At 38.4% G+C, this 17,137-nt stretch carries 7 protein-coding genes and 1 tRNA gene; 2 read left to right on the top strand and 6 right to left on the bottom strand.

The window, feature by feature from the left end; translation table 11 throughout:
- Nucleotides 1-83: 83 nt before the first annotated feature.
- The 5 genes from pncB to aroA all read right to left on the bottom strand — a co-directional run bounded on the left by pncB (nt 84) and on the right by aroA (nt 14,122).
- Entirely contained in the window at nt 84-1,388 is a 1,305-nt protein-coding gene (gene pncB, locus ACFIMS_RS04040; protein ID WP_375611404.1) for a nicotinate phosphoribosyltransferase, read from the bottom strand.
- Between the two features lie 132 nt (nt 1,389-1,520).
- Complete coding sequence (locus ACFIMS_RS04035) at nt 1,521-10,091, bottom strand: GH36-type glycosyl hydrolase domain-containing protein (RefSeq protein WP_375696404.1); 8,571 nt, start codon at nt 10,089-10,091, stop codon at nt 1,521-1,523.
- A gap of 226 nt (nt 10,092-10,317) precedes the next feature.
- A complete protein-coding gene (rpsA, locus tag ACFIMS_RS04030; protein ID WP_026500132.1) occupies nt 10,318-12,018 on the bottom strand; it encodes a 30S ribosomal protein S1 in 1,701 nt (566 codons plus the stop codon).
- Between the two features lie 131 nt (nt 12,019-12,149).
- Nucleotides 12,150-12,797, bottom strand: coding sequence for a (d)CMP kinase (gene cmk / locus ACFIMS_RS04025; protein ID WP_375611402.1), 648 nt, complete (start codon nt 12,795-12,797; stop codon nt 12,150-12,152).
- Nucleotides 12,794-14,122 (bottom strand): 3-phosphoshikimate 1-carboxyvinyltransferase, encoded by a 1,329-nt coding sequence (gene aroA / locus ACFIMS_RS04020; RefSeq protein WP_375611401.1) that lies wholly within the window; start codon nt 14,120-14,122, stop codon nt 12,794-12,796. Before aroA ends, cmk begins: the two co-directional genes overlap by 4 nt.
- Nucleotides 14,123-14,309: 187 nt before the next feature.
- On the opposite strand from aroA, the gene ACFIMS_RS04015 reads away from it, so the two are divergent.
- Together ACFIMS_RS04015 and ACFIMS_RS04010 are read left to right on the top strand one after the other, a co-directional pair.
- Entirely contained in the window at nt 14,310-14,690 is a 381-nt protein-coding gene (locus tag ACFIMS_RS04015) for a TIGR02300 family protein (protein ID WP_375611400.1), read from the top strand.
- A 117-nt stretch (nt 14,691-14,807) separates the two neighbouring features.
- Nucleotides 14,808-14,883, top strand: a tRNA-Ala gene (locus ACFIMS_RS04010).
- 1,598 nt (nt 14,884-16,481) lie between these two features.
- Here ACFIMS_RS04010 and ACFIMS_RS04005 read toward each other — a convergent pair.
- Nucleotides 16,482-17,069, bottom strand: coding sequence for a hypothetical protein (locus ACFIMS_RS04005; RefSeq protein ID WP_375612813.1), 588 nt, complete (start codon nt 17,067-17,069; stop codon nt 16,482-16,484).
- Between the last annotated feature and the right edge of the window lie 68 nt (nt 17,070-17,137).

Here is a 17,137-nt window from a genome sequence, read left to right as displayed (position 1 = left end):
GAATCCTCGTCCTTAGGGTAGGACAAAAATCAATCTTATAAACAATATGATGGATCAATATACTTGTTTTAAAGAACCGGAAACTATGTCTTTATAGGTCTAGCAATTCGCTTTTTATTACCAAAAAAATTGAGATAACGTTGTACTTCTTTTGAATCACCGATCGTTTTTTCAGGATTATCTGAAAGTTTTACGGCTGGTCGACCATTGGCATAGGTCACCTTACAAACAAGGGAAAGAGCATCAAGAGTTTCGATTTCCTGAGGTGCACAGCCTGTAAAATCATTGGTAAGATCCGTGCCCCATCCAAAACTCATGCGCACTTTACCATGGAAATGATGATAGGTTTTTTCAATTGTATTGACATCAAGAGCATCAGAAAAAATTAAAAGTTTTTTGCGTGGATCTTTTCCTTTTTCTTTCCACCATTGAATAATACGTTCACCACCTTCAATAGGAGGCGCACTATCGGGTCTGAAACCCGTCCAATCAGCGACCCAATCTGGTGCATTGCGTAAAAATTCTTCTGTACCAAAGGTATCAGGTAATACAATGAGAAGATTTCCACCATAATAACGATTCCAATCTTGCAAGACTTGATACGGAGCTCTGCGTAATTCATCATCATTGTTGCTGAGAGCCGCAATAACCATAGGCAATTCGTGTGCATTGGTTCCAAGAGCTTCTAAATCCGTATCCATGGCAAGAAGAACATTAGAAGTTCCAGTAAAAGAATGACCAATGCCTTCTTTTAATGCTTCCACACACCAGCGCTGCCATAAAAAAGAATGGCGACGCCTTGTCCCAAAGTCAGATATTTTAATATCAGGCAATTTTTTGAGACGTTCAACTTTACTCCACATTTTTGCTTTAGCACGCGCATAAAGTACATCAAGAGCAAAACGATCTAGTTTTTTGAGAGCAGCACGTGAACGTAATTCACTAATAATAGCAAGGGCAGGAATTTCCCACATGGAACTATGGGCCCAGGGTCCATGAAAATGAAGGATATATTGGCCATCTTTGCGGGTGAGTTCATATTCTGGAAGTTGAAAATTCTCAAGCCACTGAAGAAAATCCGGTTCAAAAATTTGTTTGCGTCCATAAAATGTATTACCAGCAAGCCAAATCATTTCTTTTTTTGTAAAGCGCAAACTAAGAGCATGATCAAGTTGGGCACGCAATTCACTCTCATCAATATCGTCGGCAAGACGTATTGTTTTAGAGCGATTTATGAGGGAAAAAGTAACATTAACATTAGGATATAACCCCCAAATCATCTGCACCATTAGAAGCTTATAAAAATCCGTATCAAGAAGTGACCGAATAATGGGATCAAGTTTCCAAGTGTGATTGTAAACACGTCTAGCAATATCCGGATGATTCATAACCTTTTTCTTTCATTTTCATAAAATCTAAAATATTATGCACCAACACGGCTAATATAGGCGGTGCAATATAACAACTCTACAGTTTTGGACAAGAATAAAAAGTCTGCTCTCTTTTTTCATCTTTAATCTTTAAGATTTGACAATACGTATAATTTCATGCTGACCTGTTTTTTGTAACTTTATCCCTATATGAACTTCGGTATATTCTTTGCTATTAATATAGAGCATATTTTTAGGTCCCCATTTTACTTTAATGCAATAAACGGCATCATAAAACTTCATTGTTGCTTCATATTTTGGCCAAATAAAGGGTAAATGTGGCTGCAAAAACAATAGGTCTCCCTGACGCTGTATTCCAAGAATAGCTTGTGTTGCGGCGCGATAAAACCAACCGGCTGAACCTGTATACCAAGTCCAACCGCCTTGACCACATCGTGGTTCAACAGCATAAATATCTGCGACCATTACATAAGGTTCAACACGATAAATTTCAGGATCTTGTCCATGGGTAATTGGGTTTATCATAGAAAATAAAGCATAAGCTTTATCGTTTTGTTCCATTTCAGCCAACGCAAAAATACTCCAAATGGCACCATGCGTGTATTGACCACCATTTTCTCGAATTCCTGGAGGATAACCTTTTATATAACCAGGCTCGAGCGTACTTTTATCAAAAGGCGGCCAAAAAAGGCGAATGAGTCCGCCTTTTTTATCATAGAGATGTTCCAACATTGATGTCATTGCTTGTTTTTGACGTTCAGGCGATGCCATTTGAGAAATGATAGCCCAAGATTGAGCAATGGTATCAATTTGACATTCATCATTGATTTTAGAGCCAAGAGGTGTTCCATCATCAAAATAACCACGTCGATACCAAGCACCATCCCAACCATTTTTCTCTAGGCATTTTGTTAAATGTTCAAGGTACGTACTCCATATTTGCATATGGCTATTGTCAGCACGTTTTTTGGCTAAAGAGATAAATGCTTGTAATGTGTACCCAAGAAACCATCCTAACCAAATGCTTTCGCCTTTTCCTTCCACACCGACCAAATTCATGCCATCATTCCAATCCCCACCTAAAATAAGAGGGAGACCATGTGGTCCGCAGCGTTTAATGGCAAGGTCTAAAGCTAAAACACAATGTTCATAAACTGTTGCAACCTTTGGGGATTGGGTGGGTTGAAAATAAGCATCCTGTTGCCCACTTTTGAGAACATCACCTTCAATAAAAGGAATGAGCGTATCAAGAAAAGCGTCATCACCAGTGGTAGTGACATAAAGAGCTGTTGCATATGCAAGCCAAACGATATCATCAGAAATGTATGTACGAACACCAGCATTTGTGTCAGGCAACCACCAATGTTGCACATCACCTTCAAGAAATTGGTGCGCTGCTGCATTTAACAATTGTTCACGTGCTAATTGTGGTTCCAGCAATAACAAAGACAAGCTATCTTGTAACTGGTCACGAAAACCAAATGCACCACTCGCTTGGTAAAAGCCTGCGCGTGCCATGATGCGGCATGCGTAGATTTGATAAGGAAGCCAATGGTTGACCATAAGATTAAAAGAAGCATCAGGTGTTTTGACTTGGAAAGGAGAAACAAAATCACTCCATTGCTGTTTTTGTTTTGTGAGCTGAATTTCAAAATCACTTGCACGTACTTGATTGAGTAATTTTTCAGCTTCTTGCCTATTTTCAGCACTGCCAAGATAGAAGATGATTTCTTTTGTTTGCCCTGGTTGAAGATCAATATCATAGGCGAATGCTGAACAAGGATCACATCCTGCTTCAATGGTATTTGAAAGAGCAGCGGCTTTACGGATCGCATTTGGACGTGTTACGGTTCCCGTTGCACCAATAAATTCAGCGCGATTGGTCGTCGTGCTGGTTGGCATTTCGGATGCTGATAAAAATGTAACTTGTTGAGATTTCTCGATGTGATAGGGATTTTGAATAAAATGTGCACCCCATCTGGTCTCATAAGAGGAAACAATAAAGGGGGCATATTTTGTACGGACATTTCCCAAAACCCATTCAACATAATTATAAAGGCGTAAACTGCGTGGTTTTTTCCCTTCATTCGTAAGGATAAGACGTGAAAAGCGAATAGGTTTTTCGGGATCAAGTGTATGAGTCAGTTCTAATGCGATTTCTGAATGTGTTGATTTAAAAGTTGAGAATCCAAACCCATGACACGCCTCATAGACAATATTTTCGTCACATTCAACAGTAGAAACGGGTGAGAAACGTTTTAAAGACTGGCGATCAACCAGATAAAGAGCTTCTCCTGGTCGGTTAGACGTTGGATCATTCGCCCAAGGAGTTAGTTGATAATCGCGGCTATTGTTAGCCCAAGTAAAAATTGCACCTTCAGCAGAGACATGAAAACCAAATCTGTGATTAGCAATGACATTAATCCACGGATGCGGTGTAGTGGTACGTCCATGAAGACGTATTACATAATGATTGTGCTGATTAAAACCACCGTAACCATTCCAATATCTTAGATCTTCTCCATTTGGGAGAAAAGAGGATGGTTTTTGTTGGCTAATAAGACCAATGGAAGAAAAAAGATTTTGTTCAGTTTGTGTTGTAAATTGCTGTCCTTCGTTATATCTTGGCAAGTCTAATTGATCATAAGGTTCTTGATAATTTTTACGAACTGTGAGATTAAAATCATTCTCATCAAGTCGTTTAAGTTGTTCAGATAAAGAGCCATTTTGGGCATCAAGAACGATACGCGCTGATGCAAGAAGCGTTTTAAAACTCTGTTCACTCATTTGATCGCGTCGAAGCATGAAAATATGTTGGCGTTCATCTGCTTTTTGCGTGTGGTGATAATAAGATTCACAGACCCACTCAAGAGCGCGTTGTGTACTTTGTATATAAGAAAATGTTTGTTCATTGAGAATGACCAAATCAACAATAAGACCGCGCATACGCCAATATTCGTGTGCTTTAAGAAGCTCACGCAGTACAGTTATATTTCCCTCGTTATTTAATCTAAGAAGACAGAGTGGATTGTCTCCTGAAATGGACATGGGCCAAAGATCAGACTGTTTTCCAAGCATTTTTGCTAATATTTCAGAAGGAAGACGCCATGTGCGGTCTGGATAGATAAGCGGTGTTGCATATTTTTGATAAACAATGGCTTCTTTAAGCTGAGTTCCACTCTGATACAGTGCAACTTGTGAGCGCGTCCATGCCATTGAAAGTTCTTTTTGAAACATATCAGGTTGTCGATAATGTTTAATATGATTATGCAACGCTTCTTTTGTATGAGCAGCGAAAGTCCAAAAAATAAGTTCTGCTTTGCCATGGGCTGGAATTTGTACACAGCAGCGCAATGACATAATAGGATCTAGAACACAACCTTGACTGTTACTAAAACGAGTATTTTGGTCAAATGCAGCGGGACGATGAATAGATCGCCCCCGACCAATAAACAGAGAGCGATCTGTTTCAGCTTCTGTCTCTTGGAGAGTATCTGTTGTACTAGAAACAAAATGAGCAATATGAATATCAGGGTCGCTAGGTGAGCGTTTACGCCTTTTGGCAAAAATTGTTTTGCCTTCCTCAGCAATTTCTGTCTCTATAAACATACGAGAAAAAACAGGATGAACTTGGTCTGTATCCGTCGTGGCAAGTGCTAATTCACCATAAGAAGTCACTTCAATGAGTCGGTCTTTATTTGTCGTATTCATCAGTTGAATACGTCTCCCTTCGCCACATCCTTCAGATGTAATAAGACATTCAAGTGTTGATTTAATACCATCAACCATTTTTGTATATTCAGCCTTTTCATCTGTAAAAATGCTGACAGCGTCTTCTTCAATAACACGTGTTGGCTCACCAGTAACAGACCACCACCGTCCACTATGCGTATCACGTAAGAAGAATAAAGTACCTTGTTGATCTTCTGTTGCATCAGGAATAAAGCGCGTAATCGCATAATCGTGCCAACGGCTGTAACCAGAACCGTTCGCTGTTAACATGGTAGAATAAAAGCCATTAGACAAAAGTAAAGTTGCTCGTGGTTTGAGTAACGGGTTTGTAATAATGCGCAAAGGGGCTGCGTCAAATGCTTGAGACTTATTGCGCATACGATTAACAGCTTTGGTATGAATAATAGGAATGAGATGAGGCGCTCTTTCCTGTAAGAGCAATTGTGTTGCTTCAATAACGGGATCACGGTGAAAACGATCACGCATTCGCCCTTGAAAAATAACATTGTTAAGAGCAAGGATAGACATGCCATGATGGTGCGCATAATAATTGCGTATAATGGCGTATTTTTCCCCTGTTTTCACGCGTGTTGGAGTAAAATCAACAGAGTCATAATAACCATATGTTCCTAAAGCTCCAAGATCACGGAGTCGTTTTAAATTAGCGACAGCGCAAGCAGGAGCATATTGTGCCGCTAGAAGGCTGGCATAGGGAGCAATGACAGCATTGCGTGAAAGACCACGTTGGAGTCCGAGGTTTGGAACACCAAAATGAGCGTATTGGTAATTCATTAAATGATCGCGAGCATTAAATGCGGCTTCTGAAATACCCCATGGCAATTCCCGTTTATGGGCATATTGTATTTGACAACGAATAATCAATCGATTTGTTTGATCTAGGAGAGATCCTAAAGGTTCATGCATTACGAGAGATGGCATAAGATATTCGAACATTGATCCAGACCATGATAGGAGTGCACCTTTCCCACCTATGGGTACGAGAAGTCGACCAAGACGAAACCAATGTTTAAGTTTTATATCTCCTTTTGCGATGGCAAAAAAGCTTGCAAGACGTGCTTCTGAAGCAAGTAGGTCATAACAATTTTCATCGAGTTTGTTTTCTTGAACACGATATCCTATGGATAAGAGATGCCGTTTAGGCTGTTCTAAAAAGTCAAATTTCATATCAAAGGCTATTTGCCTTGCCATTATAGCCAGCCTGTTTAGTTTTTTACGTAATTTTTCAGTATCACAATGAGCAGTCGCATCATTATGATGAGCGTTACAGGTGTCGATAAGGCATTTAGCCCAAGAAAGCGCACGAGCAGATTCTATCGTTTGAATTTTGTGGTCAAGTTCACCGACTAAGTGCACAATATCATGGGCTGCAAGTGAAAGATCTATGATGTGAGAAGGAATCGTATTTTCTTGTTCTATAAAAGTGAAGATAGAATCATGAAAACGAGTGATGTTTTCTTCGATTTTTTGGCGTAAAGAGCGTAAACTGGGTTGATGATCTGGAATTTCTCTGACAGTTTCTTCAAGAATAGCAAGAACATCCGATAAGCCTTCTCGATCACTTTGAAAAAAAACATGAGGTTTTTCAGCCCATTCACTTAAGGCAGAAGAGAGTGTTACCAAATGACCGGCAAGATTTCCTGAATCAACGGTTGATACATAAGTAGGCAAAAGAGGCCTGAGTGTATCCGTTTCATACCAATTATAGAGATGACCGCGGAACTTTTCCATTTTTGCAAGAGAGCGTAATGTACATTCAATACGGGTAATGGTCTCTTCAAAACCAATCCAACCAAAATCACGTGCAGCAATAATAGAAAGGAGATAAACCCCAATATTCGTAGGCGATGTACGTTGAGCAACAAGAGGTTCAGGATCTTCTTGAAAATTATCGGGAGGCAAATGGTTGTTTTGTGCATTGACAAAGGTTGCATAATAAAGCCATGTCCGCCGTGCAATAGAACGGAGTTTTTTTTCATCTTTTGAAGAAAGATAAAGGCTATCTTGAAAGGTTGAAGGTTGACTCACAATCCAAGCAATGAAGGGTGAAAAAAACCATGCTATCCCAAAAGGCAAAGCAACCAAGCTTGCAAAACTATCAGAAAAAAGAGGGAGTGCTATAGTAAGAATACCAATAAGCGATGCTGGTGCCATTGTAAAAACATAGAAACGCAAACTATTGGGTATTGATTTTGTTGCGGCAGAAGTTTTCCATTCAAGAAGATGCTGTTTTGAAATCGTCATACGATAGAGTGTACGAATAATCGCATCGGTCATAAAATACGCCGAATAAGCAAGAAACGTCGTTTTAAGAAATATATCAGCGCTTGTAAGAGCAATTTTGTTCCAAATTAATTGAAAATGTCCACGCAAAGAATGATCTATATTGGATGAGACAAGCGTTTTTAATACACATAGAATGGGTGAAATGAAGGAGCTAAACAACAAGAATAGTTGCCAGACGATTGCACTCTTTAAAGACAAAAAAGCCCATCCTGCAAATGCTGCGATTAACCACATAAGTGGAGTGAGAGAACGACGTAAATTATCCTGCATTTTCCAACGCGTCACGGAACTTATTTGACGGTGGGGAAAAAGATAAGGCAAAAGCTGCCAATCACCGCGGACCCAACGATGATAACGCATAACATCAATATTGTAAGCGGTTGGATAGTCTTCAATGACTTCTATGCTACTTACCAGAGCAGTACGAGCATAACCTCCCTCTAAGAGATCATGGCTAAGAATAGTATTTTCTTTAATTTTGCCATCAAGTGCTTGTTCAAATGCATCAATATTATAAAGACCTTTACCGATAAAGGTGCCTTCTCCTAAAAGATCTTGATAAGTATCAGAAACAGCAAAAACATAAGGATCAATGCCACGGTTTATAGAAAAAACCCGTTGGAGAATTGATGTTTTTTTTCCTGTTGTAAGAGAAGGAATAATGCGTGGTTGTAAAATGCTATAGCCCTTTACAACCTTTCCACTTTGTGGATCAAAAACGGGATAATTGAGTGGATGGTTAAGCTTTCCAACAAGTTTCGCGACGCTCTCTGGAGTAAGACGTGTATCACAATCCAGCGTCATAATAAAACGGCAATCCATAGGAAGATGTGGATTGGGAGGATAAAAGCTTGTATTTTTATCGCCTCTTAAGAGCCGATTAAGTTCATGAAGTTTTCCTCGCTTTCGTTCCCATCCCATCCAACATTTTTCGCTTGTATTATAAAGGCGTCGGCGATGTAAAAGGAAAAAAAGCGGAAGTTTATCACGATGATAACGACTATTGAGTTTATCAATACTCTTTTGCGCATAGTGCAATAAATCAAGATCATCTTGCGTTTCTCTCAATGGAGCATCCACCCAATCTGTAATGAGTGCAAAATGAATGGCACCTTTAGGATTGGAAAGATAGTGCACTTCAAGATTGCGCACTTGTTCATCAATGTCAGCGCGTGATGTCATCAAAGTAGGTACAACAACCATTGTCCTTGCATGTTTTGGAATACCTTCTTTATATTCATAACCAATGAGTTGTTTTGATGGGACAAACCACGAAACAACAGTGTTAAATAAAGCAAAAGCAGCATCGATAGCAGGAAAAAGCGCCAATCCAGTAAAGCAAAAAGACATCCATTGTGTCATGCCAGATAGCTGTAAAAGGGCGTAAATTACCAGCAAAAGAGCAAGCGTCAGAAAAGAGACAGGAACGGCGATGACTCTCAATTTTGAGCAACAGGAAGCGCGTGTCCATTTTATGAGAAAGGGCGGAATATACCCACAAGCCTTTTCAAATATGCCACGACCATCATCAACAAGGTACCACCCCACACAAGAATGATGAGGCATATCTTTAGAAGTGGAATTTGCCATTTCTACAACTTTATGTGCAACTTCCAGTTCACTAAGAGGCGAAAAGCGAGAAACTTTTTCAATGACTTGTCGATAAATATTGCGTGAGTGAGCATCAATTTCAGAAAAATCACTATTTTTACGCAAAATAGAATCGACACAACTCACTGTTTCAAACCATGCTGTCCAATCAACATCATCTATAGCTTTAAGAGAACGGATAATATTTCCCATGGTCACACCATCTGCTGCTTGTCGGGTATGTTCATCAGCTGTTGCAATCTCTAAGCTACTGCCTTGGCTTTTCAATTGCTTTTCAAGCCAAGTTAATGCTACGGTTGAATCGACAGATGCACTGCGCAGGCGATAGAATAAATGTGCTGAAAAAGTTGGATCAACAGTAAATGGTTTATACTGCGTAAAAAGAGAGTGTAGATTTGTTTTATTTTCTACAAGAGAAATTTTATCAGCTACTTGACTAGCAAGATGGCGCATATGTCGCGCTTTTTCGATACGTACTGAAAGACGACGGACATTTTCAATGAGCAGCATTTGCATAACTGAAGGAAGAGCCCACAATTCACCAATTGTGAGCGCACAAACTTCTTGAAATCCGTTGGTCATAGCAGTGAGTGTTTCTTGTGAAAAGCTGCTATCGGTATGCGCAATATAAAGCCAAGTTAAAGCAAAAATTCGTGGTATTCCGGCTTTGTGTGTAGAAAGAGGAAGTTGCTTTATGAAGGACTTGGGTAGATTACGACGTAGCTTTTGTATGGTTTTATCAATGGTGTAATGATTATCAATGAGCCATTGAGCAGATGGTGCGATGGTTTCATCATTTCGAGCAGCAAAATCACTGGTATGAAAGGCATGAAGAATAAGTTTAGCATTTTCATTCAATCTCTTGCGAAAATCTCCTACTCCTTCATATTCAGGGAGTAAAATTTCTTTACCAGAAGCTATATCATGCCCTAAGTTATAAAGATCTTCCTGTACCTTATAAATTGCACGAAGAGGAAAATCCGTATTAATAAAATGATCTTTTTTCTCTTTTTGAGAAAAAAAGCACTTTATGAAAGGTATTATGCACGTCATAGTGTCCCATTGTTATTCAATTACATTGTTTTTTATTTAAATTTTAAGCATTTTATCTGAATAGTGAACCGTTGTTAGACAAAAAACAAACTTTTTGTTTTTATTTGCAAGCATTTATAATTTTTGTTTCAATAATTTAAAAATAAGCAGACAATTTTTTTATAAAATAAAAAGGTCACTCCTAATGAGTGACCTTAATAATAAAACCAACTTTAATGATTGATGATTAATCTTGTTCTTGTTTTTTCAAAGCTGCACCCAGAATATCACCAAGAGAAGCACCTGAATCTGTAGAACCATATTGTGCAACAGCTTCTTTTTCCTCTGCAATTTCTAAAGCTTTAATCGATACTGAAATTTTACGTGTTTTTTTATCAAATGCTGTGATGCGAGCATCAACCTTTTGCCCAATTGCGAAACGCTCAGGACGTTGCTCATCACGATCACGCGCAAGATCAGCACGCCGAATGGTTGTCTCAAGGTTGTGGTCAATCAATTTCACACCAATGTCATTGTCGTTAACAGCAATCACTTCGCATGTTACAACTGCACCTTTTCGCAATTCGCCAGAAGCAGCTGCTTCTCCAACTTTATCGCTGGAAAGCTGCTTAATTCCAAGAGAAATGCGCTCTTTTTCAATGTCAACATCAAGGACCACAGCCTTAACGATATCGCCTTTATTATAAGTATCAATAACTTGTTCACCAGGACGGTTCCAATCAAGATCAGACAAATGAACCATACCGTCAACATCGCCTTCAAGCCCAATAAACAGACCAAATTCTGTTTTATTTTTAACCTCTCCTTCAATTTGCGAATTGACAGGAAATTTATTGGCAAAAGCTTCCCATGGATTTTCAAATGTTTGTTTTAAGCCAAGAGAAATACGCCGTTTAGAAGGATCAATCTCAAGAACAACCACTTCTACTTCTTGTGATGTAGACAGAATTTTTCCAGGATGAACATTTTTCTTTGTCCAGCTCATTTCAGAAACATGGATCAGCCCTTCGATTCCTGGTTCAATTTCAACAAAACCACCGTAATCAGTAATGTTGGTAACAGCACCCGTAATTTTTTTACCAATCGGATACCGGACACTGATGCTTTCCCAAGGATCACTTTCAAGCTGTTTCATTCCAAGAGAAATACGGTGCGTATCTTGATTAATGCGAATAATCTGCACTTTAATCGTTTGGCCAATTGTGAGCACTTCAGATGGGTGATTAACACGCCGCCATGCCATATCTGTAACGTGCAAGAGACCATCAATCCCACCAAGATCAACAAAGGCACCATAATCTGTAATATTTTTCACCACACCTTCAACGATTTGATTTTCTTCAAGATTTTGTACGATTTCTGAACGTTGCTCAGCGCGACTTTCTTCTAAAACAGTGCGGCGTGAGACCACAATATTGCCACGACGACGATCCATCTTCAAAATTTCAAAGGACTGTGAATTATGCATGAGGGGTGAAACATCACGAATGGGACGAATATCAACTTGGCTGCGAGGCAAGAAAGCAACGGCACCATCAAGATCAACTGTAAAACCACCTTTTACTTGGCTAAAGATCACTCCATCAACGCGTGCACCAGCATTGAATTTTTCCTCCAAACGGACCCAACTTTCTTCGCGCCGTGCTTTTTCACGCGATAAAACAGCTTCACCCATCGCATTTTCAATGCGTTCAATGTAAACCTCAACTTCATCGCCAACTTGCAAAGAACCATCTTTTGCTTTAGCTCCAAATTCTTTGAGAGGAATACGTCCTTCGACTTTAAGACCAGCATCAATAATGGCCATGTCTTTTTCGATTGCAATAACACGACCTTTAACAACAGATCCTTCATTAAGATCATTAGTTTGAAAAGATTCTGTTAAAAGGGCTTCAAAATCCGCTGTTGTGGGATTGTATTGTGACATAAGAACTCCTAATATATACCTTGTATTATAAGGTATGAGCGCTAGGTTAGTGTTAACATGAGTAACTCCCTAGCCTTTTCCTTGAATAAAGGAAAAAAGTTAGCGCTAGGCTGGAAGTTACCTTAACGAATTTATCCAATTATATGCATTTTTATGATTGGATCAACAAAACTGCATGCAATTTCAAATGTTGCTTCTATACTCAATTCTGACGTATCAAGCAAGTGGGCGTTTTTTGCTGGTTTTAGTGGACTTTGTTTGCGCGTTATATCGCGACTGTCGCGCTGTTCAAGTTGAGCTAGGATTTCATGATAATTTGCTTGAACACCTTTTTTTAAAATCTCTTGGTAGCGGCGTTTGGCGCGTGTTTGAACATTGGCTAGAATATAAAACTTGATATCGGCATCAGGACAAACAATCGTTCCGATATCACGCCCATCAAGCACACAGCCGGGCAAAACTTTAGCAAAGTTGCGTTGTTTTTCGACAAGAATTTTGCGTACAGCAGGGTTAATTGCTATTTTTGAAGCCGCTTCACCAAGTTCATGAGAAGAAAGAAGAGAAGGATTTAAGGTATTAAAATCAAGTTCTTTAGCATAAATAATAGCATTTTTTTCATCATTAAGAGCTAAATTTTGTTGTAAAAGCGTATGAGCAACACTACGATAAGTAAGACCAGTATCGAGATGACGAAGGCGATAATGTGCAGCAATTTTGCGTGCTAAGGTTCCTTTGCCTGAGGCAGCAGGTCCATCAATGGCGATAACAAAAGGCTTCAAGCGATTTTTCCCCCAAGTTGTTTTATAAAAGGAATAAATTCTGGAAAGCTCGTAGCGATCATTCGTTTATCATCAATGGTAACAGGTTTTTCTGACACAAGCCCAAAAATGAGAAAACACATAGCAATTCGATGATCAAGATGTGTGGCAACATACCCACCCCCCAAACCTTTGGCAGAACCTTTTCCATAAACAATAAGAAAATCTTGACCTTCTTCACAGTCTACGCAATTAATTTTTAATCCTTGAGCAACAGCAGACAATCGATCCGATTCTTTTACACGCAATTCTTCAATTCCTAGCATAACTGTTTTGCCTTCTGCAAAGGCAGCTGCTACTGCCAAAGCAGGATATTCATCTATCATCGATGGAGCACGTTCTTTGGGCACCGTAACGCCTCTAAGGACCGATGATTTTATCCGTAGATCAGCAACATCCTCTCCACCTGTTTGACGTCGGTTCAAAAATTCAATTTGAGCACCCATTTCCCACAATGTTTCGATAAGTCCTATTCGAGAGTTATTTATCAAAACATTTTCAATGGTGATATCAGAGTCTTCTATAAGAAGGGCTGCGATAATTGGAAAAGCAGCAGAAGAAGGATCACCCGGAATATGAATCGTTTGTCCAGTAAGATGGGGTTGACCATTAAGATGAATCAAACGCGCACCTTCGTTATCTTTTTCTATTTCAAGTTGCGCACCGAATGCTTTTAACATTTTTTCCGTATGATCTCGTGTCAGAACTGGTTCAATAACAGTTGTAGTGCCGGCGGTATTGAGTCCAGCAAGCAGGATTGCTGATTTAATTTGGGAGGAAGCTATTGGAACACGGTAACGAATCGGATTAGCCATTTTCGGACCATAAAGCGTTAAAGGAAGGTGATCGTCGCGCGTTGCCTCAATTTCAACCCCCATGAGACGCAGTGGATCAAGGATACGTCCCATTGGACGTTTAGAGAGAGAAGCATCACCAATAAAGGTTGTTTTCATATGATACGGACCAACCATTCCCATAACCAAACGAGCACCTGTTCCAGCGTTTCCAAAGTCTAAAGGTTTTTGTGCAGCTAAAAGGCAACCATTCCCTGTTCCTCGTATGATCCAAAAGTCTTCTTTTTTAATAATACAGGCACCCATAGCTTGCATAGCAGCAGCTGTATTGAGTACATCAGCGCTTTCAAGTAATCCATGAATATATGTCTCACCACTTGCTAATCCTCCCAATATAAGAGAGCGATGAGAGATTGATTTATCTCCTGGTATTTGAATTTTTCCAGAGAGACTACTCGATTTATAGGTGGTTATAGGGATTGCTTTTTGCATGGAAATTCTATTTAATTCTATCTAACTTTTATGAAATTGTGCATCCTTTAGCACATGCTTTAAAAGACGTCATGAAAAAATCACTGTGGAACAGTGTATTTATCTTTGACAAAGGTATTATTTTTCGATTAAGCACCATAAAATTTATCTTTTAATGGAATAATAGTTAATCAAAGAGGCACGGTTTATGGCAAAACAAGAACTTGGAACTAAACGTGTTGATCCAGAAACAGGAAAAAAATTTTACGATCTAAATCGCGATCCTATTGTGTCGCCCTATACAGGGATTTCTTATCCGCGTTCTTACTTTGAAGTTGCAGCAGCGGAAGCAAATAATGAAGAAGAAGTTGATACTGAAGAGCTTGATACAGCACTTGAAAAATCTGCTTTTATGCTTCTTGAAGATGATGATGTGGATTCTAAAGATGACGATCTTCCTGATTTAGAAGATAGTGATGTAGATCTTGGTGATGATGATGATACATTTTTGTCTCATGATGGTGACGATGAAGATGATGACGTTACTGATATTCTCGGAGGCGGTGTTTCTAATGATGACGATGCTTAAAAGAAGTAAAAGAGGACATCTTTTCTATTGAATGTAAATTCTTCTTGATCTTCAATTTTGATCGTTCTAGAAAAGCTGGAATTGTATACTGTCTTTTTGGGACAATTTGTTTTTATAGGGGCTATAGCTCAGCTGGGAGAGCGCTTGCATGGCATGCAAGAGGTCAGCGGTTCGATCCCGCTTAGCTCCACCAAAAAGACCAACTGTTCTATCAAGGGAATCAATTATAATAAAAGATGTGTGCATCAATTTAAAAGGTTTATGTGCTATTTAATTATCATTCCAATAGCGCCTGTTCCTTGCATCTTAATGATATTATAATACATTTTTAATCATTTGTTGGATTATAAAATTTACTGTCGCAACCGTGAAAGTAGATAATTTTTTATGCTTTGCACAGAAATAGAAAATGAGCTGTTTAACCTGCGCCTTGTCTTAAAGGACAAAATTTGAATTTCCTTTACCACAATATTTCCACAAATATCATAATATGTTGGTTACCGGTATCTTTTTTAAAGATATGAAGTACTTAAACAAAGAGTAGAGAATAAAATATTAAAATATACTTCTCAATTATTGCGAATCAGAACTTTTTTCGAGTATTTTTAGCCTGATCAGATGTTCTGCCAATTAAAAATTATCCACCTTGAGTAGCGTATACCTGCTCAATACTAAGGTATATTAACACTTAAATAATATATTGAATCAATTAATTTTTTTCCCTGCACGTCATAAACAAGGTCGAGGTGTAAGAGCAAAGTGGTGCTATCATTATATGTGCTAATTCCCAATGTTACGGATAATTCTTACATTTGAGAATGTATGTTCATAAAAAAACATTTTTAGTCTTTTCTTTCACAGTTTTTATCCACATACCCATTGTGCTTGTTATGTGCAAGCCAATGGTTTTATTGATTCAACCTCAAGAGATCTGAAACGATAAAACCCTACGCCATTCGAGATTCTTACTTTAATATGAATAACGATATATTATCTTTATAAATCAATATCTTAAACCATTTAAGAAAAAGAATAAAAATGCTTCTCATAAATATTCTCAAATGCAAAAGCTATCACAACATTGGAGACTGACTTGTTACTTCATAGGCGTTACAAATCTTTCTCTGAATATTCCCTACCCTGAATATTCATTGTGTATAAAGTTGCATATACCTTATCATCCTATAAACAGGAGTATTTTTACAATACAATAAGATAACTTCTTTCAATTAAGATGAACTGGATGGACGACTATGTTTTATTTCATACAATACTAAATACACTTAGTTTTTTTGAAGACTGTAGCGCCCTCTTTATACAAAACAACGTTTTTTCGTTTAATGCATTTCTCGTTTTTTTATATTGAATATTTTACCCTTTTTATGATGCCCGAATTGCATTTGTTTTAATTGCTATTTTATACGCTTAACAAAGAAAATATTCATATAATAATCAGCCAGTAATACGCATAATGAAAATAAAAAATGATATTATATTTTAAAATTTTTCTTCAATAACCTCTAGTACTTAGCCCAATGCGAAATGCCAACACTAAATAGAAAATGGTTTCTATTATAAATTTTTTTAACAAAGGAAGTAAAAATGTCGAGAGTATCTTCAAATATATTGTGTATTGCAAAAACTTTCTGTTGCTTGAGTTTATTCTAAAAAATAACAATTTATTTCATTGAACGATCGGAAAACGACACTATTTTATCATATCATGCGGAATTTTGCTTTCGAATAATTTTATCCCATCAATTCCCTGATTGAGATTTTCAAAAATCTTCCCTAATGCCATCCACATCTTTTTAATTGCTGTTCATAGAGCCTCGATATCCTTGCCATGCGCTGTGCTGTCTGTGAAAGCGCAGCACTGACATGCCCACCACTACGTGCATAAGCACCATGCCCCATATGATAATTTAAATAAAGGCTATATGCATCATCAAACCTCACCCCATTGCGTTGAACACTTTGGCTATGATACCAAGCAACAAAATCAGCAGCATCTGCGAAATTCGTACGCCATGCAAAAGACTTTCCTGTAGAGCGAAGATACATTGCCCATGTACTATCAAGCGCTTGAGCATAACCATAAGCTGTCGACCGACGCTTCCATGGGATAAAACCAAGTAGTTTTTTGCGTGGAGGGCGTGCATTGTGACGAAAGCTCGATTCCATCTTAATGGTTGCAAGAATAATAGGCATAGGAATTCCATAGCGCATTTCCGCTCTTTGAGACACCTTACCCCAATTGTCAAAAAAACCATTTTTTTGTGCTAAAATAGCACAAGCATTATTTGTGTGGATGGGAGTGGTTGTTGCGCATCCCTCTAGCAAAAACACCAGTGCCCCTAAAAACAAAAGGTGTCGCATATTCCTATTCCTCTCGTTTAAGAAATAAAACAAGATAGAGATACTAAAAAATGATTACCAATCAATAA

The sequence above is a fragment of the Bartonella sp. AP331QHHD genome, from assembly GCF_042195905.1.
Lineage (GTDB): Bacteria > Pseudomonadota > Alphaproteobacteria > Rhizobiales > Rhizobiaceae > Bartonella.
Note: the sequence above shows the minus strand (reverse complement) of the source record. Positions and strands in the feature narration are given on the sequence as shown.